Annotated in this window: 26 protein-coding genes and 1 tRNA gene; 4 read left to right on the top strand and 23 right to left on the bottom strand. The window is 45.6% G+C overall.

Annotation, left to right across the window (positions count from 1 at the left end):
• Positions 1–12 precede the first annotated feature (12 nt).
• The 6 genes from ftsH to ispE form a co-directional block, all read right to left on the bottom strand.
• A complete protein-coding gene (gene ftsH / locus HMPREF9193_RS06430; protein WP_021687279.1) occupies positions 13–1,965 on the bottom strand; it encodes an ATP-dependent zinc metalloprotease FtsH in 1,953 nt (650 codons plus the stop codon).
• The gene (tilS, locus tag HMPREF9193_RS06425) at positions 1,962–3,590 is read right to left on the bottom strand and encodes a tRNA lysidine(34) synthetase TilS (protein ID WP_021687278.1); all 1,629 of its coding nucleotides are present in this window, start codon (positions 3,588–3,590) and stop codon (positions 1,962–1,964) included. The genes ftsH and tilS overlap by 4 nt, the downstream gene beginning before the upstream one ends.
• Before the next feature lie 20 nt (positions 3,591–3,610).
• Positions 3,611–4,165 carry a 50S ribosomal protein L25 gene (locus tag HMPREF9193_RS06420; RefSeq protein ID WP_040847696.1) on the bottom strand — a complete coding sequence of 185 codons (555 nt, stop codon included), beginning with the start codon at positions 4,163–4,165 and terminating at the stop codon, positions 3,611–3,613.
• A 112-nt stretch (positions 4,166–4,277) separates the two neighbouring features.
• Positions 4,278–4,350: transfer RNA gene (locus HMPREF9193_RS06415), tRNA-Gln, on the bottom strand.
• A gap of 28 nt (positions 4,351–4,378) precedes the next feature.
• A complete protein-coding gene (gene spoVG, locus HMPREF9193_RS06410) occupies positions 4,379–4,666 on the bottom strand; it encodes a septation regulator SpoVG (RefSeq protein WP_021687276.1) in 288 nt (95 codons plus the stop codon).
• A gap of 46 nt (positions 4,667–4,712) precedes the next feature.
• Positions 4,713–5,591, bottom strand: coding sequence for a 4-(cytidine 5'-diphospho)-2-C-methyl-D-erythritol kinase (gene ispE / locus HMPREF9193_RS06405; protein WP_021687275.1), 879 nt, complete (start codon positions 5,589–5,591; stop codon positions 4,713–4,715).
• A gap of 154 nt (positions 5,592–5,745) precedes the next feature.
• Between ispE and HMPREF9193_RS06400 the strand changes: the two genes are divergently transcribed.
• Positions 5,746–5,973, top strand: coding sequence for a hypothetical protein (locus HMPREF9193_RS06400; protein WP_021687274.1), 228 nt, complete (start codon positions 5,746–5,748; stop codon positions 5,971–5,973).
• A 25-nt stretch (positions 5,974–5,998) separates the two neighbouring features.
• On the opposite strand, the gene rsfS is transcribed toward HMPREF9193_RS06400, so the two are convergent.
• From rsfS to HMPREF9193_RS06350, 10 genes are all read right to left on the bottom strand, one after another.
• Positions 5,999–6,343, bottom strand: a complete 345-nt coding sequence (gene rsfS / locus HMPREF9193_RS06395; protein WP_021687273.1) for a ribosome silencing factor — start codon at positions 6,341–6,343, stop codon at positions 5,999–6,001.
• A gap of 19 nt (positions 6,344–6,362) precedes the next feature.
• Positions 6,363–7,589, bottom strand: a complete 1,227-nt coding sequence (locus tag HMPREF9193_RS06390; protein WP_021687272.1) for an LCP family protein — start codon at positions 7,587–7,589, stop codon at positions 6,363–6,365.
• The gene (yqeK, locus tag HMPREF9193_RS06385; protein WP_021687271.1) at positions 7,576–8,187 is read right to left on the bottom strand and encodes a bis(5'-nucleosyl)-tetraphosphatase (symmetrical) YqeK; all 612 of its coding nucleotides are present in this window, start codon (positions 8,185–8,187) and stop codon (positions 7,576–7,578) included. The genes HMPREF9193_RS06390 and yqeK overlap by 14 nt, the downstream gene beginning before the upstream one ends.
• Complete coding sequence (gene nadD / locus HMPREF9193_RS06380; RefSeq protein WP_021687270.1) at positions 8,174–8,770, bottom strand: nicotinate (nicotinamide) nucleotide adenylyltransferase; 597 nt, start codon at positions 8,768–8,770, stop codon at positions 8,174–8,176. Before nadD ends, yqeK begins: the two co-directional genes overlap by 14 nt.
• Positions 8,771–8,779: 9 nt before the next feature.
• Positions 8,780–9,970 carry a GTPase ObgE gene (gene obgE, locus HMPREF9193_RS06375; protein ID WP_021687269.1) on the bottom strand — a complete coding sequence of 397 codons (1,191 nt, stop codon included), beginning with the start codon at positions 9,968–9,970 and terminating at the stop codon, positions 8,780–8,782.
• Positions 9,971–10,228, bottom strand: a complete 258-nt coding sequence (gene rpmA, locus HMPREF9193_RS06370; protein WP_021687268.1) for a 50S ribosomal protein L27 — start codon at positions 10,226–10,228, stop codon at positions 9,971–9,973. It lies immediately after the preceding gene.
• On the bottom strand, positions 10,229–10,594 hold the full coding sequence (locus tag HMPREF9193_RS06365; protein WP_169720453.1) for a ribosomal-processing cysteine protease Prp: 366 nt from the start codon (positions 10,592–10,594) through the stop codon (positions 10,229–10,231).
• 27 nt (positions 10,595–10,621) lie between these two features.
• Positions 10,622–10,972, bottom strand: coding sequence for a 50S ribosomal protein L21 (rplU, locus tag HMPREF9193_RS06360; RefSeq protein ID WP_021687266.1), 351 nt, complete (start codon positions 10,970–10,972; stop codon positions 10,622–10,624).
• A gap of 197 nt (positions 10,973–11,169) precedes the next feature.
• Positions 11,170–12,276 (bottom strand): leucine-rich repeat domain-containing protein, encoded by a 1,107-nt coding sequence (locus HMPREF9193_RS06355; protein WP_021687264.1) that lies wholly within the window; start codon positions 12,274–12,276, stop codon positions 11,170–11,172.
• A gap of 96 nt (positions 12,277–12,372) precedes the next feature.
• Complete coding sequence (locus HMPREF9193_RS06350) at positions 12,373–13,251, bottom strand: Rpn family recombination-promoting nuclease/putative transposase (RefSeq protein WP_021687263.1); 879 nt, start codon at positions 13,249–13,251, stop codon at positions 12,373–12,375.
• 166 nt (positions 13,252–13,417) lie between these two features.
• On the opposite strand from HMPREF9193_RS06350, the gene HMPREF9193_RS06345 reads away from it, so the two are divergent.
• Genes HMPREF9193_RS06345 through HMPREF9193_RS06335 form a run of 3 tightly spaced genes read left to right on the top strand, consistent with a single transcriptional unit; the run spans position 13,418 to position 16,710 of the window.
• The gene (locus HMPREF9193_RS06345; RefSeq protein WP_021687262.1) at positions 13,418–14,179 is read left to right on the top strand and encodes a uracil-DNA glycosylase; all 762 of its coding nucleotides are present in this window, start codon (positions 13,418–13,420) and stop codon (positions 14,177–14,179) included.
• The gene (gene priA / locus HMPREF9193_RS06340; protein WP_021687261.1) at positions 14,172–16,277 is read left to right on the top strand and encodes a replication restart helicase PriA; all 2,106 of its coding nucleotides are present in this window, start codon (positions 14,172–14,174) and stop codon (positions 16,275–16,277) included. The genes HMPREF9193_RS06345 and priA overlap by 8 nt, the downstream gene beginning before the upstream one ends.
• A gap of 7 nt (positions 16,278–16,284) precedes the next feature.
• Positions 16,285–16,710: a metal-dependent transcriptional regulator gene (locus HMPREF9193_RS06335; protein WP_021687260.1), complete on the top strand. Its 426-nt coding sequence runs from the start codon at positions 16,285–16,287 to the stop codon at positions 16,708–16,710.
• Between the two features lie 29 nt (positions 16,711–16,739).
• On the opposite strand, the gene truA is transcribed toward HMPREF9193_RS06335, so the two are convergent.
• From truA to dxs, 7 genes are read right to left on the bottom strand one after another with little or no spacing between them, the layout of a single operon-like run.
• A complete protein-coding gene (truA, locus tag HMPREF9193_RS06330; protein ID WP_021687259.1) occupies positions 16,740–17,498 on the bottom strand; it encodes a tRNA pseudouridine(38-40) synthase TruA in 759 nt (252 codons plus the stop codon).
• Between the two features lie 3 nt (positions 17,499–17,501).
• Complete coding sequence (locus HMPREF9193_RS06325) at positions 17,502–18,401, bottom strand: DUF2225 domain-containing protein (RefSeq protein ID WP_021687258.1); 900 nt, start codon at positions 18,399–18,401, stop codon at positions 17,502–17,504.
• 18 nt (positions 18,402–18,419) lie between these two features.
• Positions 18,420–18,803, bottom strand: coding sequence for a holo-ACP synthase (locus HMPREF9193_RS06320; protein ID WP_021687257.1), 384 nt, complete (start codon positions 18,801–18,803; stop codon positions 18,420–18,422).
• A gap of 2 nt (positions 18,804–18,805) precedes the next feature.
• On the bottom strand, positions 18,806–19,798 hold the full coding sequence (locus HMPREF9193_RS06315) for a CdaR family protein (RefSeq protein WP_021687256.1): 993 nt from the start codon (positions 19,796–19,798) through the stop codon (positions 18,806–18,808).
• Complete coding sequence (cdaA, locus tag HMPREF9193_RS06310; RefSeq protein WP_021687255.1) at positions 19,795–20,589, bottom strand: diadenylate cyclase CdaA; 795 nt, start codon at positions 20,587–20,589, stop codon at positions 19,795–19,797. The genes HMPREF9193_RS06315 and cdaA overlap by 4 nt, the downstream gene beginning before the upstream one ends.
• A gap of 1 nt (position 20,590) precedes the next feature.
• Complete coding sequence (gene folP, locus HMPREF9193_RS06305) at positions 20,591–21,541, bottom strand: dihydropteroate synthase (protein WP_021687254.1); 951 nt, start codon at positions 21,539–21,541, stop codon at positions 20,591–20,593.
• A 3-nt stretch (positions 21,542–21,544) separates the two neighbouring features.
• Entirely contained in the window at positions 21,545–23,392 is a 1,848-nt protein-coding gene (gene dxs, locus HMPREF9193_RS06300) for a 1-deoxy-D-xylulose-5-phosphate synthase (RefSeq protein ID WP_040847803.1), read from the bottom strand.
• Positions 23,393–23,432 lie beyond the last annotated feature (40 nt).

The raw sequence follows: 23,432 nt of genomic DNA, 5'->3' as shown, positions 1-23,432 counted from the left end.
GTACACCTCCCGTTACACTAAATTGATATGAGGACCTTCCAAGCCGGAGCCTGACTCCTGTTCGTTTTCCGCAAGTTCTGCAGTCGCTTCAAAACCGAGCAGCTGCCGTATTTGTGCATCGTCGAGCGTTTCGTTTTCAACAAGCGCGGCGGTAAGCATGTCGAGCTGATTTCTGTGTTCGGTTAAAATGGCAACTGCGCGTTTTCGCGCTTCGTCGAGCAACCGGTGCACAGCTTCGTCTATTTTCCGTGCACTTTCTTCCGAATAGCCTTTACGCCGCTCAATTTCTTTTCCCATAAAAATAGGCTCGTCTTCTTGACCGTAGCTGACTGCGCCTAATTCTTCGGACATACCCCACTCACACACCATTTTACGCGCCATATCGGTTGCCCGCTGAATGTCGTTTCCGGTACCGGTAGTAGTTTCTCCGTACACGATTGACTCTGCCGCGTAACCTCCGAACATAATAACCAATTGGTCTTTTAGCCAGTTTTCGGTGTGACAATATGAATCTTCTTTGGGAAGCCCCACGGTAAGCCCCAAGGCTCTGCCGCGCGGAATAACGGTTACTTTGTGCAAAGGAGAAGCGTTTTTCAAATAATAATACGGCAGTGCGTGTCCGGCTTCGTGACATGCGGTCATTTCTTTTTCTTTTTCAGGCATTACCATGGATTCACGGGCGACGCCCATCAGAATTTTATCACGCGCTTGTTCAAATTCTTCAGACGATACCGTTTGTACGTTTTTCCGCGCGGCAAACAAAGCCGCTTCGTTTACCATATTTGCTAAATCAGCCCCGCTCATGCCGGGTGTTGCACGCGCAAAATGCGTAAAACTTACATCGTTAGCGACTTTTATTTTTTTTGCGTGCACCAACAAAATAGCTTCTCTTTCTTTTATATCGGGAAGCGGAACGTACACTTGCCGGTCGAACCTGCCGGGGCGCAGCAAAGCAGGATCCAATACGTCGGGGCGGTTGGTTGCAGCCAATACGATTACACCGCTTTGATTATCAAAACCGTCCATTTCTACGAGCATTTGATTTAAAGTTTGCTCGCGCTCGTCGTGCCCGCCTCCAAAGCCGGCTCCGCGCGCGCGGCCGACTGCGTCCAATTCATCTATAAAAATAATGGCAGGCGCCATTTTCCGTCCTTGTTCAAAAAGGTCGCGCACACGGCTTGCACCGACACCTACAAACATTTCTACAAAATCGCTTCCGGAAATATGCAAAAAAGAAACCCCGGCTTCTCCTGCAACAGCGCGCGCAAGCAAAGTTTTCCCCGTTCCGGGACTTCCGACCAACAGTACGCCGCCGGGAATTTTTGCACCGATTTCGCGGTATTTTTTGGGATTTTTCAAAAAATCGACAATTTCCGAAAGCTCTTTTTTAGGCTCTTCTTGCCCTGCAACATCGGCAAAGGTTATTTTTTCTTTATTGTTGTCGAACAAACGCGCACGGCTTTTTCCGAATTGCATACCCCGCGTATTTTGCATAGACATTTGCCTCATAAACACAAATATCAATACAACGGTTAAAACCAAAGGCAAAAGACTGAACACATCGGTTAATAAACTCGGCTTGGACAGTTTTCCTGAAATGTGTACCCCTTTTGTTTCCAAAAACGCAATTAAATCCGTATCCGTATACGGAATAACCGTTTGAAAACGCGATTGCTGAACCGGACTGCCGTTAACAGAACGCATTGTTCCCAAAATAATTTTTTGATCCGTTATTTGTACATCGCTTACCTGTCCCTGTTCAACCGCCGACAAAAAATCGGTATACGACACGGACGGATATACGTTTGTTTCTTTGTTCAACATCATAAATACGATAAAAATGCTTCCGATTAAAAGAAGCAGCGTAATACCAAAGCGCCCGCCTGAAGACGGGGGCAGTTTTCCGGGATGACCGTTATTGTTTTTTTTAGATGAGCGTTTTGAAAAATTTTGTCCGCCAGTCATGCACTATCCTTTGTGTTTTGTTTTTCATAATATAAAAAAATGGAAACTGAGTTTTGTTCACAGTCTTTTACATACCAATTTGAATAACCCAGTACGGAGCCCCAAACGCATACGGGTTCGCCTTTTTGCTCTATAACCGGTATAAAAAAACGGTGCGGCGGTTCTACCGCCCATTCGTTCCATAATTTTTTGAGCGTTTTGTGCGTTCCGTTTGCCGCACGGATGCGATCGCCTGCTTGCCTGCTCCGTATGCGCAACGGCAAAGAAAAAGGTCCGACACTGTTTACTTTTTTATCGCCGTTATTTTTATTGTCGGCAGCGGCGGGTATTTTCCGCACGGCTTTAATACTGCCGAAGGGAAGTTCATACTCACCGCATGAAGCGATATCGACACAATAGCCGCTTACAGCTGAAGCATCGGCGCATTCCCTGCGTTCTGTGAGTTCCATGCTTTTGCATTCCTTGTAGTCCGTGCGTTCCGCATAGACAAATCTTTTACTCCGGTACAGTTTAATACTTGAGCCTTTTACGCATTTTTGTCCGTTCGCAAAGTCTTTAAGCAAAACATAGGGTATGCGCCGGTTAATACCCAATAGGTTAAGCGCTGCATACAAAGACCGTATGCGAACGGGAAAGCCTGCAGCAAAAAACTCTTCGGCGGCAGTACATACGGCGAGCGCAGGCACTGCAGCAGTGCCGGAAGCACTCCCTTTGTCCGTACCTGGCGCGGCAGAGACTGCACCAGTACCGCATACATCCGCTTTTTTCCACACAACCAGCGAAGCAAGGCTTTCTATAAAGCGCGCTTCTTCTGCGGCTTTTTCCGCACCTGCAAGAACTGCCGTGTCCCAGCCCGGCAAATATTCATTTAAAAAAGGAATTATTTTGTGGCGCACATTATTGCGGTAATATGCAATATCCGCATTGGTTGCGTCTTCGCGGAACGGAACGGCGTTTTGCGCCGCGTATTCTGCAATGTGCGCACGCGCTATGTTTAAAAACGGACGGCAAAAAATTCCGCGCCTTTGTGCAATACCGCAAGATGCCGCGCCGGAAACCCCCGCGCTCGCCCCCTGAAAAAAACGCTGCAAAAGCGTTTCCAATTGGTCGTCTTTATTGTGCGCAAGACATACAAAAACATTTGCTTTTTGAAGCGGCTGTGTACTCTGTAAAATCCCGCTTGCAGCGTCAAAAACGTTTTGAGTTTTGCCGCATAAAGCTAAAGATGCAGCAACTTTTTCTAAAAGTGTGTAGCGCACAAAACGCGCCGCTTCTTCCATGCCGCAACCCCGTTGCCGCGCTAAGAAAGCGATGCGTCCGCGCTCAACGGTTTGTATACTGCAATCTATTCCGAGTGTACGGCAGTATTCGCGTACCAACAAAGCGTCGGCTGAACTTTGTTTTTTCGGACGGATATTGTGATCGACGCTCACAACTGAAATCGATGCCGGCTTACCATCAAGCGCGGTACAAGCAGACTTGCGGCACAGCGTATACAGCGCATGAAGCATTACCATTGAATCTATGCCGCCGGATACCGCTAAAAGCAAGTGCGGCGGCTGTTTCTCTTTAAAAACGCCGCAGTCCTCAAGGGCTTGTGCCGTTTTTTGTAAAAAATCGGTCACTTTGTCCGCATTACGATTTTTTAGCGCATCGGGCGCACTGAAGCGATAACTTCATCGCTTCCGGTAAGAACGGTAACACCTGCAGGCAAAGCAATATCTTTTACCGTTAAGCGTCCGTTTAAAGCTAAAGTGCTTATATCGACGCTTATACGCGGCGGCAAATCCTTAGGCAAACACTTGATTTCCAGTTTTTGTATACCTTTTTCGAACACACCGCCTTCGCGTACACCGACGGGGTTTCCCGTTAAGCGGATATTCATCGTCATGTGCAGCGTTTTTGCAGTATCGACGGCATAAAAATCCGCATGCAGATTTTTATCGGTAATAATATTGTATTCGGTAGTTTTAATCAGTACGGGTTTTCCCTCTTTGCCGTCTATAACCAAAGATACTAAAGTAGTCGGCGTTGCCGATTTCCACACTTTTGTAAATTCGGCTTCGTCTACATCGAGCATAAAAGCTTCGCCCTTTGCATCGTACATAACGGCAGGCAATCTGCCTTGTTCACGCAGTTTTTTTGCAGCTTTTTTTCCCGAAACGGTACGCGTTACCGCATTTAACGTCAATTGTTCCATACAAAACTCCTCAACACAATTAAGAGAATATAAATTTTTCGGAAAAACACTGCCGAATCGGCACAGGAGAAAAAACACCCCATCGTTCATCACGCCAGAGTTTTCCAAATAGCTGGACCGGCTGGATTCGAACCAGCGGAATACCGGTACCAAAAACCGGTGGCTTACCACTTGCCGACGGTCCAATGATGATAAAATACTATGTCAGCCGTTTTATTCGTCGTCTGCGGAAGAACCTTCTTCCACAACATGTCCTGCCGTATATTCGGCAAGGATGGTGTTTTGCAGCTCGGTACGAAATTCGGGACTTATCGGATGCGCAACATCTTTATAGTCGCCGTTGCTCGTTTTGCGGCTGGGCATTGCAATAAATAAACCGGTTTTGCCTTCAATAATCTTAACATTGTGCACGACAAAACAGTTATCAAACGTAACCGTAACGTATGCTTTCAGCTTGCCTTCGGCCGTTACTTTACGGATGCGGATTTCGGTAATCTGCATAATCACTCCTCACTTAGCAAAATACCACACACTGTGCAGCAGCAATCTATGACGGCAAAGCGCACGGGAGCACAACCTTGCACTTCCACGCACCGCATAGTCGGGTGTAAGCGTTTTCCGCTTCATGCACGGAAGGAAAAACACCGTAAACAACGGAACCCGAACCGGTCATATCGGCAAAATGCGCACCCGATGCCTTTACATCACGCAGCGCATCCGCAATAACCGGATACAATTCCGTAAGCGGCTCGGTAAAACTGTTTACAAAAGTCCATTGAGCAACCGGTTTTTTGTATACAGCTTCCAAATCCGCAACGCCAGGAAACATCAGCGCCTTTCCTCGGTTCACATATTCATCCAAAAGCTTATAGGCTTTTGCGGTGGAACTGTGAACTTCGGGCTGCACAAGCACAAAACATATATCCGTGCGCAGAGTGATTTCCCGAATAAATTCGCCCCGTCCCGTCACAACGGCACAGCCGCTTGACAGGAAAAAGGCAACGTCGCTTCCGATACGGCAGGCTAATTGCATCATGCACTTTTTATCAAGACCGGTATTAAACAGCCTGTCCAAAGCGATCAGCATTGCCGCCGCGTCCGAAGATCCGCCGCCCAAACCGGCGCCTGAAGGAATGCACTTTGTCACATCGACAGCTACTGAACCTTTAACACCGGTAAGATCGCAAAATTCGGTATATGCCGCAGTAAGCGTATTTTTTAACGGCAACTTCACAGCCGAACAGTGCACCGAGCAAACGCCAAAACCGTCCGCTTCGGATACAACTAATTCGTCGTATAAAGCAACCGCCTGAAACAAGCTTTCAATATCGTGATATCCGTCGTTCCGGTTAGACTGCATAAGGGGAAGCACCCGCAAATGCAAATTGATTTTTGCCGGAGCACGGACAGTCAGCTGTTTCGGCATACACTTTAATTATACAGAAAAACATATTTTTGTCAAACGTTTTACAAAAGTTTTTTAATTTAATTTTTTTTTTAAGATTTTTAGAAAAAACAGTTGACACAAATAAAACTCTCATCTATGTTTGAAGTATAAGTTCTGATAAGGAAGTGCTCAAATGTTCAATGACGGCAGACAACCGAATTACGTATCAGCAGCAGACTATGTAATCGAAGATTCGTACGATGACGACTTTGACGACGAGTTTAGAGACGACGACGACTCTTTAGACGACTTTGAAGAAGACGAATTCATGGACGACGACCTTGACGATGAAAGCGGGGACGACGATGATTTCGAATACGATGATGACGACTTTGATTACGACGACGACTTTGACGAATAAATAAAAACGTAGCGGCGGTATTTGTTTAAGTTAATCTTTTACCGCCGTGCCACAGTTTTTCCAAATCGTAAAAAGAGCGTGCATCCGGGCTCATCAAATGAACAACGATACTTCCCATATCTATAAGGTTCCAATCGTCGCCTGAAGGCATTTTGCGGTCGGGAACGCGAATTTCCATATCGTTTTCTTTTACGTAATCTTTTATTTGTTTGTACAAACCTCTCCAGTGCGCACCGCTGTTAACCGTAGTAATAACAAAATAGTTTGTCCAGCTGTTTAACTGCGACACGTCGATTACAACAGTAGATACGCCTTTGTAATCGGTGAGGATTTCCGCTATTTCCAAAGCTTTTTCTTTTTCTGTTTTCATGCTATTCCTTTTTTAGCTTTTAGCGGACATAGCGTCCGTCAAAGTCTCTGCCCAAAACGACCGTAAAATCGACTAAAGTGGCCGCTTCAAGCGGTGCGTCGTCGTCTTTTTTTACTTCCGCAGTTACAATATTCGAACAGCGGATAAAGTCTCCCAAATTTTTTGCAACTTCGCCGTTACCGACATGATCGATTATAAATGTTTTTTCATAATCATTTTTATCGGCATTTGACGTTGTTAAAATATCATAGCCTGCACTTTGCAGCAATGCTGCCGTATTTTTTGCCAAACCTTGTACGGGCGTTCCGTTTTGAATGGCAAGTACGTAAATGCGGCTGTGCACCACTTCCGTTTCAGAAACCAAAGCCGAAACGGTTTGTTTGAGTACGTCTTTAATAAGCTGCCCGTCGTAATACGGAAACAAAAGCAATTTACCGTCTACAGTGCGCAAAGAACCGGTAACCGATTGAGGAAAAAGGCGCTCGGCGTCGATTTTTGAAATTTGCTGAAGCAAACTGTACAAACCTTCGTCTTTGATATTAGAACGGAAGCGCGAAGCATATACCGGAAATACATTCTTTTTGAAGATGTCAAAGCGGCGCGCGTTAAGTGCGGATAAAAAAGCTACCGCAGCGTTTTGCAAACGGTCTTGACGATCTATATTGCTTGCATCTTTATCTGAATACAGCATATATGTGCGGATTTTATCGCCGTCCAGCATAACCGAACCGGAGGGCAAAAGGTAGGGGACTCCGTCTACAACATCGTCAATCGGATAGGGAACAAATACGCGTAAGCCCCCCAAAAGGTCGGTTAATTCTGAAAAACGGTCTAAATCGATTTCTATGGTAAACGGAATGTTCATACCGAGCATTTTTTCTATTTCGCTGCGGTACACCTCTATTCCGCGTTCTTTATATACCGCATCTATTCTGTCTACCCTGCCCTGCCGGTCTTTACTGCTCAAACTGGCATAAATGGCGCCGGTGTTTCCCGGTATGTCGATAAGCGCACCGCGGTGAGAAACCGGATAATAAGCCATAAGCATAGTAAAAAGCGCTTCATCGTCGTTTTTAAGCACAAACAGCAGTTTAATAATTTGATCGTTTTTTAAAGCTTCTTCAACCGGATTTGTTTTAAGAGAAAAAAATAGTATGAGCGCTGCCGCAGTCAGTACGCATACGATAAGCGCAAAAAATACAATATGTTTCCGCATACCGCCCAAACGGTACTCAATTTTCGGCATTTTTATTCCCCCTTAAAGAAGCAAATAAATCCAGCGTTGCAGGAGCTACGGTTTTATCTTGCTTTTTAAGATATTCAATGTTTTTTTTAAGCACATCATAAAGCATACCGTCAAGACTGAATTCCATAAGCTTTTGTATGTGCTCGTTGCTGCTGTTCTCTCTTCCCGGCTCGACTTTATCCGCAATGTACAGGATTTTAGCCAAAGCGCACATTCCCGGTTTTCCGAACGTATGATAACGTACAGCTTCCAAAATATCCGTGTCGGTAACGTTAAAGCGCTTATGCAAAAAAACCGCAGCGGCGCGGCCGTGTAAAAGCGAAAGCTTTGCAAGCTCCACATCGGAAACGGGAAAACCGTCCTCTCGGCTCAGCGACAAAAGCGTTTCGCCGTCCATTTCTTTGCATATATCGTGCGCTATACCGCAAAAATACCCGCGCGCTTCATTTTCGCCGTAGCGGCGGCACAGCAGCGCTGCCGTTTGCGCCGTCCGCACGGAATGCTCGTAGCGTTCCTTTTTTACTGCACTTAAAACAAAAAGCCGCACTTTTTCGGTTAATTCGGTATATACTTCATCTTTGTTATCATTTGAAGCCATACAAATTCCTTTCACTAATATACCGATAAACGCTTTGGGGAACAAGCTCTTTCCATTCGCCGTTTTGTGCAATTAAGCGCCGTATGCGTTCGGAAGAAATATTATAAAGCTCGTTATGCAGTATTTTGTGCGGTTGTAAAAAACTTTGAGCTTCGGTAGTTTCGGCAGCAGGACGCAAAGCAAGCAAAAGGTCGGCTTCACGCGATAAAAGGTCGGCTTGTTTCCACTTTGCAAAACCGTCTATTAAATCGCTTCCCAATATAATACCGATTTTTCCCTCAAGCTGCCCAGCGAAGCGTTTTTTAAGAAAATGAAGCGTATCGATTGTGTAAGAAACGCCGCCGCGCAGCAGTTCGCAATCGTCGGCGTGCAAACGTTTGTCGCCGGTTTCTTCGAGTGCCGCATTCAGCATTGCCAAACGGTCTTGGGCGCTTGCACCTTCGGCAAGTTTTTTGTGCGGCGGCTGCCATGCAGGAATAAGCAATACGGTATCGTATGCATATTGGTTTGCCGCTTGTACGGCAAGCATAATATGAGCATTATGGACAGGGTTAAAAGAGCCGCCCAAAAACGCAAGTTTCATAGCTTACGCTCACTGTTCCGTTCCGGGATACTGCACGTCTTGTTCATTATCGACACAAGAGCGGCTTGCCAAAAAATCGCTTATGCGTTCACTGCCTGAAGCAGTTCCGCCTGTACTTTGACTTCCTGCAAAACCGCTGGCAAAAGAACCGGCAAAAGCGGCGTGTGAAAAACCGCCGGTAATGCCGCCGCCGGCGTATCCGTCTGCACCGCCGTACACTAAAGATATCAATTCTTTTTTTACCCGCTCAAGCCCTTCTCTGGTATGAATGGAAAAAGGCACGGTTACTATGTCTTTGTATTTTTGTGCCAATTCTGCAGCACGGACGGCAGCACCGGCAACGTCGATTTTATTGCACAAAATAATACGCTTTTTAGACGCCAAATCAGATGAAAAAGCGCTTAATTCTCCGTTCAGTTTTTCGTATGCATCGGCATATGTATCGTCGGAACAGTCGATAATAAAGGCAAGACCTGCCGTACGCGATATGTGTTTTAAAAACCGTATACCCAAGCCTGCGCCGCCGGATGCTCCTTCTATAATACCGGGAATATCGGCGATAACAATATCCTGTTCGTCGTCTATGCGCAAAACGCCCAAATTGGGTATTTTTGTGGTAAACGGATACGGTGCGATTTTCGGGCGCGCGTTGGTAAAATAGTCTAACAAAGAAGATTTTCCGGCATTAGGGAATCCGACCAAACCGATATCCGCCATAATGCTTAATTCTACGCGCAGTTTTTTAACTTCGCCGCCCTTACCCTCGTGCGCATAACGCGGCGCTTGATTTACCGAACTTTTAAAATGGATGTTTCCCCAGCCGCCGTTGCCGCCTTTTAAGTAAACAAAGCGCTCCCCTTCGTTTTCATCGGTAAATTCACACACGTGAGCACCGGTAAGCGCATCGCTTACTCTGGAGCCCGGCGGCAATGCTATAACGACATCTTCGCCGTCGCTTCCGTAACGTCCGCGTCCTTGTCCGTCCGAACCGTTTTGCGCTTTAAAAACCTGCCGGCGGCGCAAATGAGCCAAAGTCCGTAAATTGCGTTTAACGCAAAAAACAACATCGCCGCCCCTGCCACCGTCTCCGCCTGCAGGACCGCCGTTCGGAACAAACTTTTCGCGGCGAAAAGCAATACAGCCGTTACCGCCTTTTCCCGAACGAACTTCTATAACAGCTTCATCGGCAAATTGAATCACTTAAGCGTTTGCAGGGATAATTGACGCCAGCTTTCTGCCCTTGCGTTCATGGTAGGATACGGTACCTGTTTCGGTTGCAAACAAAGTATCGTCTTTTCCTTTTCCGACATTATCGCCGGGATGAATTTTAGTACCGCGCTGGCGTACAAGAATGGAACCGGCAGAAACAAAAGTTCCGCCGAATGCTTTTACACCCAAATATTTAGGATTTGAATCGCGGCCGTTTTTGGCACCGCTTCCGCCTTTTTTACGTCCCATTTATATGCCTCCATCTTTTACGTATTTACAATCGCGTGCACATACAACTTGCAGCGATAAGTGCGACGGATATTCCGCTTGCAGAGCCGAAAGCCCTTTTTGCAAAAAAACCGCCGTATAAATCAATATTTCCCGATGCCCGACAGCATCGTCTTTTTGCATACAATCCACATAAAACGACAACATACCGCGCTTAGGTTTATCGGTTTTTATTATAAAACCGCTTGTATCTTTTAGTACGGATAAGGCTGTCCGCAACAAAACGCTCGCCGCAGCACATACAATATCCTGTCCGGCAGGAGCAAACATCGAATGTCCTTGCGCTTTACAAGAAAGCAGCGCCCCGTCGGATAAACACTCAAGCACAACCCGTATCATCTTTTCGGATGAAACTTATTCCCCCGCTTTTTCGGCAGCCGCTTTGGAAGCGGAACCTGCGGTAATACCGGTTATACGGATATTGGTATAGTGCTGACGGTGTCCGATAGTCCGGTGATAGTCTTTTTTCCTTTTGTATTTATACACAAGGATTTTTTTATCTCTAAACGAATTTTCCACTACTGCAGATACTTTAGCGCCCTGCACATAGGGTGTTCCGATACTTACTTTTTTTCCGTCGTTTACCAAAACAACCGTATCGATATCTACGGTTTTTCCCTGTTCAACATCAAGCTTATCGACGCGGATAAGCGCATCTTTTTCAGCTTTGTACTGTTTGCCTTTATACTCAACCAGTGCGTACATAATTACACCTCATTATCGTTTATTCGGCGAAAAACATCGCCGTACGCTCCGGCAAAACGGGGACAGCCGGAAAAGGAACGTGTTAAAAATGGAGCGTTTTTAACCGTTCCGCTTGATTTTAGCATTGTATCTTATTTTAACGGGACGCGTCAAGAGGTCGGAAGAAGAAGAGAAACTGACTTTTCTTCTCTAACCCATTATTCTAAATCCACCAAATCCTCGTTCATATTTCTTTTATACATCTTCCAGTTTTTTACGATTTTTGCATTTTGGAAAGCATCTTTGAGATTCTGCGGAGCAGATGCCGAAGTAAAATCCTTATGGTTGCCCTCAGTAACGTTTGTGCGTTCGGTGTAAAGTATGCAATCTGCATTAGCCCCTGCATCACGCTGCGGTAAATCGGTAAAGATTTTTGTAAACACTTGAGCATTAAGCTGATTGCTGTCGCAGCTCAGATGTCTCAAAGCACTTAAGCCATGTATGTCAAGGGCGGTAAGCTGATTTTCGCTGCAGCCCAGCCTTTGCAAAGCGCTTAAACCCTGTACGTTAAGCTCGGTAAGCTGATTTTTTTGGCACCACAGATCATTCAAAGCGGTACAGCCTTGTACGTTAAGGGATGTAAGCCGATTGTGGGCGCAGTATAGATCTCGCAAAGAGCTTAAACCCTGTACGTTAAGAGCGGTGAGTTGATTGTCCCGGCACCACAGCTGATTCAAAGCGGTACAGCCTTGTACGTTAAGGGTGGCAAGTTTGTTCTCCTCGCAGTTCAGGTATCTCAAAGCACTTAACCCCTGTACGTTAAGGACGGTAAGCTGATTCGAGGGACACCACAGAGATTTCAAAGCAGTTAAGCCTTGTACGTTAAGATTGGTAAGCAGGTTGTTGCCACAAATCAGCCCTCGCAAAGCGCTTAAGCCTTGTACGTTAAGGGCCGTAAGTTTATTGGAGCTGTTATAAGATGAATCACCAAAATTCAGTTCGATAATGTTTCCTTTAAGGGTTACCGTTGTACCTCTTGCATGCAGCTCCGTGTACGTACCGCTTGCAAGCGTTGTTTCGGTGCAGCCGACGACCGTTACGGTGGAGCTGTCTGAGGTTAATACCTTAACCTTGATGTCGCGCTTATCGGGACTTAAGATGAGCGACGCACCGCCTTCGACAAAGGGGGCTTCCGGTTTTCCCGCGCCGTTTGTATTCCCGCCGTCCGCTGTTTGCGGACAGCCGGTAAACACTGCAATGAACAGCACAAAAGCCGCTCCCCAAAAAGCAAAAATCTTGCTCTTTTGTGTTTTAAACTTTGTCATAAAATCCTCCAAATATTTTTTCAATTTGTAACGGGTAACTAGCTTGTCGCCAACATCAATTACCCGTTACAAATTATACATTACCAACTAAGTACTTTACAACTGTTTAATTTCGTCTTCGGAAAGCCCGGTGGCTTTTGCTATATCCGCGCAGGATAAATGCATAGTTGACAGAATTTTTGCCGTTTCCAATGCTTTTTTCCGCGCGCCGTCGGAAAAGCCTTGAGCTTCACCCTCTGCAAAAGCAATTTGTCTTTCTTCTTCCCGTTGTACTTGAATATCGGTGTCGTAATCGTATTCGGCTATCAGCATATTCATAACCTCCTTCGATTTTCTTTGTAAGTAGTCTTTAAGTATATCGTTTTGTATGCACTCTTTAATCGCATTCTTAAACCCGTTTTCTCTGTCTATTACACTGTGCCGCCGTACCGCTTCTACGAACAGCGTGTATTGCTCTAAGGGTTTGCATTGTTCCAAAATCCCGTTGTCTTTATTATAGTTGATGTTCAGCACCTGCACAACCAGTTCCAAGCTCGCCTTTGCAGGTTTTGTGATAAACGCGTCGGAAAGCTTTAAGATTTTATGGGCAGGGTATTTTTCCTTACCGTTATAAAAGACATAGAACTCCGGTGTGGGAATCGGTTTAAGCTTACGCAAATAGCGCTCGCGCGGATTTTGGATTTGTTCATAGAGGCGGGCTGCGTATTCCAAAAAACGTATGGGCATATTATTATTGATAGTGGACTGATGTTCTGCCAACACGATAATTTTATTATCGATAAGACAAGATACGTCGTTGCAAAAGCTCATATACATAACGTGCTCAAGACGTAAGGGGATAAGCTCGGTAGAGCTATCCAAATGAGTGGCGTGTAAAGCGTTGTACAAGGATAAAAAGTTTTCTTTTGCTTTTTTATCTTCACCGAAAAAATCGACGAACACGGAATCTTTGTAGCGGCGGTTGTGTGTACTCATAAAAACACCTCCTAAGATTAAAAAAAATGCCAATGCGGAACAAAAAGCATTGTGTTCCCACCTATATTTATTCGCACTCGTTCTACAAAAATGTGGAATTTTTTCGAAAAAAAATTAAAAAAATACAAAGCTTGAAAAAAAAAATAATGCGGAGTATAGTAACGGAATGTACAATACGCCGCTTACCGACACACAGATTCTTCTCGATGTGCTTAACAGTGCCGCCGCGTGGGCATACGGTAAATCCGTTGTACCGCTGAACGCACAAAATATTTGCAGTGCAGCTCGTTGCAGTACAAAAGAGCGCGGTGGTGTAAGCATACAAGATATTGCATTAAAAATAGCTTCGTGCAGCCGCTGCGTATTGGCTCAAACGCGTACTAAAACGGTACCCGGCTTCGGCTGTCTTAAGCCGCTGGTTATGGTAATCGGAGAAGGACCGGGCGCGGACGAAGACCGTTCAGGTTTACCCTTTGTAGGACCTGCAGGAAAACTGCTCGACAAAATGCTTGAAGCAATCAACCTTTCGCGTCATACCAATTGTTTTATCGGCAACATAGTTAAATGCCGTCCGCCGAAAAACCGCGACCCTGCACCCGAAGAAACGCAAGCTTGTGCTTCGTTTTTACACACGCAAATCCACGTATTAAACCCAAAAATGATTTTAGCCGTAGGACGCATTGCCGCGCAAAACCTATTATCTACATCGGACGGCATAGGACGAATGCACGGACGTTTTTTTTCATACAAGGGTATTCCGCTTATGCCGACCTACCATCCGAGCGCTTTGCTGCGCGACGCTTCCTTAAAAAAACCTGCATGGGAAGATTTAAAACTGTTCCGTTCCCGTTTAGCCGAAATGGACGCTTCATATGCCCAGTCGGTACGCCAAGTGCAAAACACAACGCGCGGGGGAACAAATGGCTGAAACTTCCGACTCTGCAGCAACAGGCGCCGGGCAAAAACTGTATCTTGAAGTTTTTTTAAACCTGCCCCTGCAAAGTTCTTTTTTTTACAGCGTACAAATGCCGCACATACCGGCAAACGCGCCGGAAAACACTCTTTCCGAACCGATGCACACGCTTGACACATCGGCAGGCAAACTTGATGTAGTGCAAAAAGGCACAAGAGCCCAAGTTATGTTCGGTAAACGCAAAATGACCGCTTTTATCGTAAATGTAATGCACACACTGCCGGATAATTTGGGCTTTCCCGCAGAAAAAATCAAAAACATAGAGCGCGTTATCGACACACAGCCTTTGTTTTCGGACGAACACATACACTTAGCCTTATGGATGGAACAGTATTATCTGTGCTCGCGCGGCGAAGCGTTAAGTGCAATGCTTCCCTCTGGCAGGCGGGAAAGCCGTGTGCCCTCGTTTTCGCTTGAAGCGGACGCAACCGAATTCATTAAACATACGCTTTCGCAAGAGCAAACGGACGCGGTAAACGGCATACTCTCTACACAAGGCTACCGCATGCACTATTTGTACGGAAGTACCGGATCGGGCAAAACGGAAGTATTTTTACGTACAGCCGAAGCAAAGCTTGCCGAGGGTAAAGGCGTTATTTATTTGGTACCGGAAATAGGGCTTACCAGCCAAGTAGTACAAGCGGTAACCGAGCGCTTCGGCAAAACGGCTGCAGTTTTGCATTCCGCCCTTACCGGAAGTCAAAAACTTGAACAGTGGCGCCGAATAGCGCGAGGGGACGCCCGTGTCGTTATCGGTGCGCGCAGTGCCGTTTTTGCACCCGTACCCGACTTGGGTTTAGTCATTATAGACGAAGAACACGACGGCTCTTATAAATCCGGAAACAGTCCGCGCTATTCGGCGCGTCAAATAGCAATAAAGCGCTGCACCGACGCACAAATTCCCCTTATTATGGGAAGCGCCACTCCATCGGTGGAAGCATGGTATATGATGCAAGAAGGCACTATAAGCGAACATGTGCTTACCCGGCGGCTTTCGGGCGGCACAATGCCGAATATAGAATTGGTTGATTTGGGAAACCCCGCTTCCGGCTCACAAACCGGCGGCTGCATTTCTTCACAGCTTGCCCAAGAAATAGACGATACGCTCAAACAAGGTAAACAAACGATTTTATTTTTAAACAGACGCGGCTTTACCCGTTTTTTTAGATGTAAATCATGCGGTTTTGAACTGACTTGTAAAAACTGCTCGGTAGCCCTCACCTATCATAAAAAAGAAAAAATGCTGCGCTGCCATTATTGCGGCTGGTCGATAAAACCTCCGACAACGTGTCCCGAATGCGGTTCTTTGGATACCGAATATGCAAGTTTCGGTACCGAATATATAGAAGAAGAAATTAAAGCAAAATTTCCGCAAGCACGCATTGTACGCGCGGACAGCGACAGTTTAAACGGAAAAGAAGACATACAGGAAAAATTCACTTTATTTAAAGAAAGAAAAGCGGATATTTTATTAGGTACACAAATGGTTGCCAAAGGTTTGAATTTTCCCGGAGTTCGCTTGGTCGGGGTTGTTTCAGCGGATACCGGTCTTCACCTACCCGATTTTCGTGCAAACGAGCGCACGTTTTCGCTTATCGTCCAAGTAGCAGGCAGAGCGGGACGCTTTTTTCCCGACGGAAAAGTTGTTGTACAAACCTATAACCCGCAAAGAAATGCAGTAGCATTGGCATGTTCGAACAATATTGAACAATTTTACCGGCAAGAATTGGAACAACGCAAACAGCTGCACTTTCCGCCTTTTAGCCGTTTAATACGCTTAGTATTCCGCAGTGCAAATGAAAAACACGCAGAACAAGCGGCACATGAAGCCGCCGATTACATGGAAAACTTACCGTTCAAAAATGATATACGGATTTTAGGTCCTGCCGAATGTCCAATCGAAAAAATTGCGGCAAACTACCGCTACCATATTTTACTGCGTGCAAAAAATCTTGGTCCCATCCGGCAAGCAGCCGCTTCGTTTTTAAAAAACTGTAAAGCTCCTTTAGGCACATATATTGAAGTTGACGTAGACCCAATAAGCCTGTTATAATAAAATCATGACACAGAGCCTTGAAGATTATTTGGAAACTATCGGTAATCTTGCGCAAAACGGCAATATGCCGCGTGTAAAAGATATTGCTGCAACCCTTAAACTTTCAAAACCTTCCGTTCACATAGCCCTGCACTGTCTTGAAGATAAGGGAATGATAGAGCACGAACCTTACGGCGATATCATTATGACCGAACTCGGCAAAAAAAAATACCGTGAAATTAAACACAAACATGACACCATCAGCAGTTTTTTACGCACAAACTTGGGAATTTCAACGGAAAATGCCGAAAAAGACGCATGCCTTATGGAGCATTTTTTAAGCAACGAAACTTTAAAAAAAATCGAATCGTGCGTAAAAAACGGCAACAGCGGTATGTGTTCGCTGTGCGACGGTCAACCGATAAAAACACAAAAAAAAGCAAAAAAGTAGCCGCTGTATTTTTTGGAACAACATTTACACTACACGTGAACGCGTTTTCCTTCAAAGCATACGTTCCATAGAAAAAGCCCTTGTGCCGGAGCGGTAAGCCCCGCACGCTTTCTGTCTTTGCTTTCCAAAACCGATCGGAATTCTTTTTCGTCAAAGCCTTTTGCTTCCAATTCAATCATCGTTCCGGTTAACGAGCGCACCATTTTCCACAAAAAAGCGTTTGCACAAATTTCAAACACCAATTTTTCGTTTTGCATAAAAAAATGTGCGCGCTCAATAAAGCGGCTTTTGGAAAGACTTTTATCTCCTGCAGCGCAAAAAGTCGAACAATCCGTTTCTCCGTGCAAAATGCCTGCCATGCGGTTTAACACAAAAATATCCGGGCTGCGGTACAAATGCCACACATAAGGCATTTCCCATGCGGCAGGTATTTTTCCGGTATAAAAAAAATAGCGGTAAGTACGGTTTACCGCACTAAAGCGTGCATTAAAGGCGGCGTCTTTTTCTTCGGCACAGTGTATGCGTATATCGCAGGGCAGCAATCCGTTAAGCGCACGCACGTAATTTTGTGTCGGAATACCGTCCAGCGGCGAAAAAAAATTTGCTTTTTGTGCGGCGGCATGCACTCCCGAATCGGTGCGTCCGGAACCGTATAATACAACCGGCTGTTTATGAATAAAAGTCAAAGCTTTTTCGATTTCTTCTTGAACCGTGCGCACGCCCTGCTGTTTTTGCCAGCCGCAAAAGCGAGTTCCGTCGTACGACACTGTAAGCAAAATATTACGCATTCATCAATCGTCGTCGTCAAAGTCAAGCACGTTTGCTTCTTGCAATTCGGCGGTTAAATTGTCGTACAAATTGCGCGAATGTTCCAAAAGCGGACTCGGTTTATTTTTAGACGATTTACCTAAACCGAATATGCGTGCAATGGCGCGTTTGTATTCGCCTATTTTTTGCAGCCGTTCGTGCGCGTTTTTGCGCTGACCGTATTTGTATTCCAAAATACCGCACAAATAAATAACGCCGTCGTACCCGTAGTTTTTATCGATGTCCGGACCGAAGTTTCCTATAAGGGTGATGTCTTCAATTCGGTTTATTTCGCAGTCGAGTGCTTCTTGATACAAAAACAAAGCTTTACGGTAAAAACGCTGTTGTATGTAATCATAGCCGCGATCGGGGCATAAAGCGTTTAAATCGCCCGAAAGCCATGCAAGACGTAAAGCTATTTGCGCTTTTTTTATAGTCGGCGAATACACGTGCGGAAGCTGTTCGTAGCACAACAAAGCAAGGTAGTATGCTGCCGCGCCGTCGAGCAAAGTGCGCTGGCGTTTTAAATCATAAAACGGAAAAATCGTATTTACTGCTTTTTTTCTATTTTCTTCGGTATCGGCAACGGCGCTTTCAGTTTTTTCGTCGGCAAAATGTTCAAAATCATTCCAAAACAAAGCCGCATGGCAAGTTGGGCATGCCGCAATCGAATAAATCATCGGATATACGGGACCGAATTTTTTTGACGGTTCAAATATTCTGCGCAACTCGTCGGTTAACTCTCCGGCTTGCATACGGCCGCCGCCTGAAAGCATTTCTTCGCGTGAAAATTCCTTTTTACAAAAAGGACAATGCACCTTTTGTTTTGAATAAAACGAAACCGACAGTTTTTTTTGTTCGGTTTTCTTTTTATAACGGTTCACGCCCAGCTCCTTTTATGCCTATTCGCCGCTTTCCAATATTACTTGCGCTACAGCGTAGCATTTTTCGTGACTTAAGGAAAGATGAATACGGCAAGCTCCGTTTTTTTTTAACGCTCGCAATGCCGTCCCGTATACGCTCATACAAGGTTTTCCGTTTTTATCGCGATGTACGCACATATCGGTAAGTTTTAAACCGGTAAATCCTGTGCCCAGCGCTTTGGCAAAGGCTTCTTTTGCAGCAAAGCGCGATGCCAAACTTTCGGTTTTTCCTTTGTCCGTACCTCTTTCCCAAACGTATGATGCTTCATCTTGGTGAAAAAAACGCTTCACCAGATCCGGTTTTTTAAGCCAACCGGTAAAGCGCTGTACTTCAACAATATCGATACCGCATCCCGTAATCATTTTTACACCGCCCGTTTTTCTTTCGGCGAACGCATGCGCACTTTTCCGACTTTTTCCGCTTCGGCAACTTCAACTTCCAAAGAAGTTTCGCTTATATCAACCGGAGAAAATGCATCCGGAACGTTTACCCGAAGCGGCACCGTGTACGTACCCGGCTTATCCACATCGGTAAAATCCGCTTGAACTGCTTGCTCCGACAGAGTAAAAGAATCCAATTCGGTTTTGTTTCCGGATAAAACCAAATTTACCGTTTTAAGCGGGTGTACAATTACCAGCGAAGAAGCCAAATTCAAAGGTTTGACCGACACATCGGTAAAAGTGCGTTGTGCCGATTGAGTGCCGATATCGACTGCAATAACTATTTTTGCAGGTTTTTCAACCGTTAACCGCTCGGCAACAGTGCCGATTTTTAAAGGTGAAGAAAAACTTGCTTTTTTACCGCTTAAACTAAGCGCTTCGCTGTATACGTACTCAAGTGCGCTTATCGCCGATTTAGGTCCGCTTACTTTTACATTCGCCGGAGTAATTTTCCACGAACGCACTTCGTAGCCTTGCGGCACCGCATCCGAAAAAAGCGGTTTTATCGGCACTATTTTAGAATCGGAAGCTTCAAATGCAAGAGAAAGCATATGCGGTTTAACTTGCACATCAAGCGGATCTATCAAAGTAAAATAATCGGCAAGTGCAAGCTTTACCGGAAGATAGGCAACTCCTTCGTTTACCACCGTGCTTGCGTCCACATACGCTTTGATATCGCTTTTGCGCACGGCGGCGATTTGCTCGGCTTTTCCCCTCACCGTAACGCGGACAAATGAAGGCGGGTCATCGGAAAGCGAAAAAACACCGCTTTCACGCACTTGCAGCGAAACCGAAAACGACTTTGTATCGAGCGATAAAATTTGATACGAAAAATACAATAAAACGGCGACCGCAATGGAAACCAATTTTGCAGCCCAATTCGAAAAAAAGCGGGTATAAAAATCCTGCATGCTCATATATTGTCCTCCTGCGTAACCGATTCGGCGGTAATATCCAAAAGGGTTTCAAGAGTACCGGTCAATTGTTCGGTTGTTAAATCGTAATGTAAATGCGAATCGTAAGCTAAACTGATTGCACCGCTTTCTTCCGATACGACGAGTATAACCGCATCGGTTGCCTCAGATAAACCGAGTGCGGCGCGGTGGCGCGTACCGAAGGTTTTGCGTATATCGTATTGTTCGGAAAGCGGTAAAAAACAGCCTGCCGCCAACAGCTTTCCGTTTTGAATAATTGCCGCTCCGTCGTGCAGCGGGGTGTCGTGACCGAAAATGGTAACCAGTAAGCCCGAAGTAAGGTCTGCATTCAAATAGGTACCGGTATCGCTAATATCTTTAAGCGAAGTTTTTCGGGCAAAAACGGCAAGCATACCGCGTTTTTGTTTTGAAAGCATTTCCGCAGCAATTAAAACGGAATCTATGTACGTATGTTTTGTTCTGTTACGGAATTTAAACCACTCCGTTTGTCCCAATTTGAATACTATTTTTCGCAATTCCGGCTGAAAAACAATGGCAAAACCGATTAATACACCTGGCGCCAATAAATTCAATATCCAGCGCAAAGTTGATAAATCAAGGAACAATGCAAGTCCGTAAGCTACCAACAGCATAAAGCCGAATTTTATAATTTGTAAGCTTTGTGTTTTTACGATAATACCGTACACTTTGTATAAAATAAATGCCAGAATTCCGATATCAACTAGCGGACGAATATATGCGTATAATTCAGGCAATTTTTCAAAGGCGTTCATATCATTCCTCTATTATAGGCGTTTGCGTACGGCGCAAAGCATCGAGTACTTGCAGCATATCAACCGTTTCCGCAGTATCGTGAGCGCGCAGTATGGTATATCCGTTTTGTACCGCTGCAAAAGAAACGGCTAAAGTTCCTGCTAATCGTCGTTCAACATCCTTTCCGGTTATTTCGCCGATAAAGCTTTTGCGCGACACACCGATAAGGGCATGCGCAATGCTTATCCGGCAGTGTTTTTTTACCGCATTCAAAAAAAACGTACCGGCTTTAACAAGGTTTAAGTTTGCCTGCACATCTTTTGCAAAACCGATTCCCGGATCGATAATAATTTTATCGCTTGCAATCCCCTGCTCTATTGCATATTGTACCCGTTTTGCAAGGTATAAAGCAATATCCTGAACAGCATCGGTATAACATGTATTGTTTTGCATTACAAGCGGGATTCCTCTTTTGTGCATAAGCACAACCGGTATATTTTCTTTTGCCGCCCACTGTGCCAAAGTTTTGTCATCTTCCAAAGCTGCCACATCGTTTAAAATATCGGCACCGGCTTGGCGTGCCGCTTGCATTACCGCACGAGTCCGCGTATCAACCGATAACACCCCGTTTGAATGTCGGCGGACTTCTTCTATAACGGGTACGACACGCTGTATTTGCTCGTCTTCGCTTACGTATACCGAATGCGGCCGGGTTGATTCGCCGCCGATATCGACGATGTCTGCCCCCTGTTCAAAATGTTCAAGAACGCGTTCAGCCGCTTTATGAGTTTCAAAACAGCGTGAGTCTTTCCAAAAAGAATCCGGCGTGCAATTAACGATAGACATAACATACGCGCTGCGCTTTGTTGTAATCGTGCGGTCGGCAAGTACTAAAGGAAGCGGGAAAAAACTTTTTGTATCCTGTAAGCTTTGTCCATATATGCTGTTTGCTGTATTCATAATTCCTGCCATCGGTTACTCCCACAAACGCAGCGCTTTTTGCGCCAAAGAAACACCGTCCAAATGCGCATCGCATAAAATTTGATTGCGGCTTCCTTGCGCAAAAAAACGGTCGGGGAAACCGCTTACTCCCGTTTTTTTCCCCGGAAGCCGGCGGTCAAGCAAAGATTCCAAATATGTTCCTATGCCGCCGATCCGTATACCGTCTTCTATAAAAAGCACGCGCTCATAGGGCGCGGCTACGGACAAAAACCAATCTTTATCGAGCGGTTTTAAAAAACGCAAATTGTAGATATCGGCGCTTTTGCCGTATTTTTTTAATTCGTCGGCAGCTTGTTTTGTTTCGGAAAAAATACCGCCGGTGCACACGAGCAGCACTTTGTCTTTTGCCGGCGCGCCGTCCGTAAGCAATACGCCGCGCCCCGTGCAAACACTTTGAGAACACGAGTCGGTTTGTTCCGGACATTCGCCTTTAGAATAGCGTATAACCGTGGGAGTTTTTTGTGCGAGCGCCCATTCAAAACACAGTTCCAATTCCCGCTGCGTAGCCGGCGCTAAAAGCGATACGTTCGGTACGGGGCGCAAAAGCGATATGTCAAACACACCTTGGTGTGTTTCACCGTCGTCGGGAACGGGACCGGAACGGTCGAGCATAAATACTGCGGGAATGTTTTGTAAAGCGATATCATGAATAAGCTGATCGACGGCGCGCTGAATAAACGTAGAATAAATAGCCACCACCGGTTTTAAGCCTGCACGGGCTAAACCGCCTGCAAAGGTTACGGCGTGCTGTTCGGCAATGCCGACGTCAAAAAAGCGCTCGGGAAAACATTTTTCAAATTCGGTTAAACCGGTGCCGTCGGTCATAGCAGCCGTTACGGCAACAATGCGTTTGTCTTTTTTTGCCGCACGGACAATTGCTTCGGCAAAAACCGCAGTAAAAGTCGGACGCTCGGCTTTTGCGCCGCCTGCGTTTACACCGTGATATAAAGCGGGGTTTTGTTCGGCAGGAGCATAGCCTTTTCCCTTTTTGGTAATTAAATGAATAACTACGGGACGGTTTATTTTTTTTACTTTGCGAAACACGCCGATCATTTGCTCTATATCGTGGCCGTTCAGCGGTCCTACGTATTCAAAACCCAAATCAGAAAAAAAGTTATTATGGAATACAAATCCTTTTACAGCGCGTTTTATGCGGACTATTAAATTGATAAAAGCTTTGCCGATAAACGGGATTTTTTTAGCCAATCGGTCAAAATTGAATCGGAACGTTTGATATTCTGCGGTAGCGGTTAAGCGGCTTAAATAACGTGACAGTGCGCCGGTATTGTCGTTAATCGACATTTGATTGTCGTTTAAAATAACCACCGCATCTTTTGCAAGCTGTCCGGCATGCGACAAAGCTTCCATCGCCATACCGCCGGTAAGCGCTCCGTCTCCGATAACGGCAATAACTTTACCTTCACAGTCTAAAAGCCTGCGGCCGACCAATAAACCGAGAGCCGATGAAATGGATGTAGACGCATGCCCTGCATCAAACCAATCATGATCGCTTTCCGCATGTTTGGTAAAACCGGAAAGACCGTCTTTTTGTCGGAGCGTATCAAAGCGCTCAAAGCGTCCGGTAAGCAGTTTATGCGCATAACATTGATGACTGACATCCCAAATCAGAGCGTCGGAAGGGCTGTCGAATACCGCGTGCAGCGCAACGGTTAATTCGACGACGCCTAAATTGCTGGCAAGATGTCCGCCGGTACGAGTTACCACGTCTATAATGCGACATCTTATTTCTTGCGACAAGCGTTTCAGTTCTTCGATACTAAGGTGTTTTAAATCCTGAGGTCCGCTTATTTTTTCCAGCAGCGTAAAACATCTCCTCGTAAAAGCCGGCTTTAGGTACCGA

Origin of the sequence: Treponema lecithinolyticum ATCC 700332 (assembly GCA_000468055.1) — a bacterium.
In the GTDB taxonomy this organism is placed as follows: Bacteria; Spirochaetota; Spirochaetia; order Treponematales; family Treponemataceae; genus Treponema_C; species Treponema_C lecithinolyticum.
This window is presented reverse-complemented; position numbering and strand designations above follow the sequence as displayed.

Excerpts from the sequence above, each read along its gene's own strand:
- HMPREF9193_RS06400 (WP_021687274.1), top strand. The coding sequence starts at position 5,746 with ATGTTCAATGACGGCAGACAACCGAATTACGTATCAGCAGCAGACTAT.
- ftsH (WP_021687279.1), bottom strand. The coding sequence starts at position 1,965 with ATGACTGGCGGACAAAATTTTTCAAAACGCTCATCTAAAAAAAACAAT.
- HMPREF9193_RS06355 (WP_021687264.1), bottom strand. The coding sequence starts at position 12,276 with ATGACAAAGTTTAAAACACAAAAGAGCAAGATTTTTGCTTTTTGGGGA.
- yqeK (WP_021687271.1), bottom strand. The coding sequence starts at position 8,187 with ATGGCTTCAAATGATAACAAAGATGAAGTATATACCGAATTAACCGAA.
- HMPREF9193_RS06390 (WP_021687272.1), bottom strand. The coding sequence starts at position 7,589 with ATGCCGAAAATTGAGTACCGTTTGGGCGGTATGCGGAAACATATTGTA.
- HMPREF9193_RS06335 (WP_021687260.1), top strand. The coding sequence starts at position 16,285 with ATGACACAGAGCCTTGAAGATTATTTGGAAACTATCGGTAATCTTGCG.
- folP (WP_021687254.1), bottom strand. The coding sequence starts at position 21,541 with ATGGCAGGAATTATGAATACAGCAAACAGCATATATGGACAAAGCTTA.
- rplU (WP_021687266.1), bottom strand. The coding sequence starts at position 10,972 with ATGTACGCACTGGTTGAGTATAAAGGCAAACAGTACAAAGCTGAAAAA.
- HMPREF9193_RS06345 (WP_021687262.1), top strand. The coding sequence starts at position 13,418 with ATGTACAATACGCCGCTTACCGACACACAGATTCTTCTCGATGTGCTT.
- ispE (WP_021687275.1), bottom strand. The coding sequence starts at position 5,591 with ATGCCGAAACAGCTGACTGTCCGTGCTCCGGCAAAAATCAATTTGCAT.
- priA (WP_021687261.1), top strand. The coding sequence starts at position 14,172 with ATGGCTGAAACTTCCGACTCTGCAGCAACAGGCGCCGGGCAAAAACTG.
- HMPREF9193_RS06320 (WP_021687257.1), bottom strand. The coding sequence starts at position 18,803 with ATGATTACGGGATGCGGTATCGATATTGTTGAAGTACAGCGCTTTACC.
- HMPREF9193_RS06350 (WP_021687263.1), bottom strand. The coding sequence starts at position 13,251 with ATGAGTACACACAACCGCCGCTACAAAGATTCCGTGTTCGTCGATTTT.
- rsfS (WP_021687273.1), bottom strand. The coding sequence starts at position 6,343 with ATGAAAACAGAAAAAGAAAAAGCTTTGGAAATAGCGGAAATCCTCACC.
- truA (WP_021687259.1), bottom strand. The coding sequence starts at position 17,498 with ATGCGTAATATTTTGCTTACAGTGTCGTACGACGGAACTCGCTTTTGC.
- nadD (WP_021687270.1), bottom strand. The coding sequence starts at position 8,770 with ATGAAACTTGCGTTTTTGGGCGGCTCTTTTAACCCTGTCCATAATGCT.
- cdaA (WP_021687255.1), bottom strand. The coding sequence starts at position 20,589 with ATGAACGCCTTTGAAAAATTGCCTGAATTATACGCATATATTCGTCCG.
- spoVG (WP_021687276.1), bottom strand. The coding sequence starts at position 4,666 with ATGCAGATTACCGAAATCCGCATCCGTAAAGTAACGGCCGAAGGCAAG.
- HMPREF9193_RS06315 (WP_021687256.1), bottom strand. The coding sequence starts at position 19,798 with ATGAGCATGCAGGATTTTTATACCCGCTTTTTTTCGAATTGGGCTGCA.
- HMPREF9193_RS06420 (WP_040847696.1), bottom strand. The coding sequence starts at position 4,165 with ATGGAACAATTGACGTTAAATGCGGTAACGCGTACCGTTTCGGGAAAA.
- rpmA (WP_021687268.1), bottom strand. The coding sequence starts at position 10,228 with ATGGGACGTAAAAAAGGCGGAAGCGGTGCCAAAAACGGCCGCGATTCA.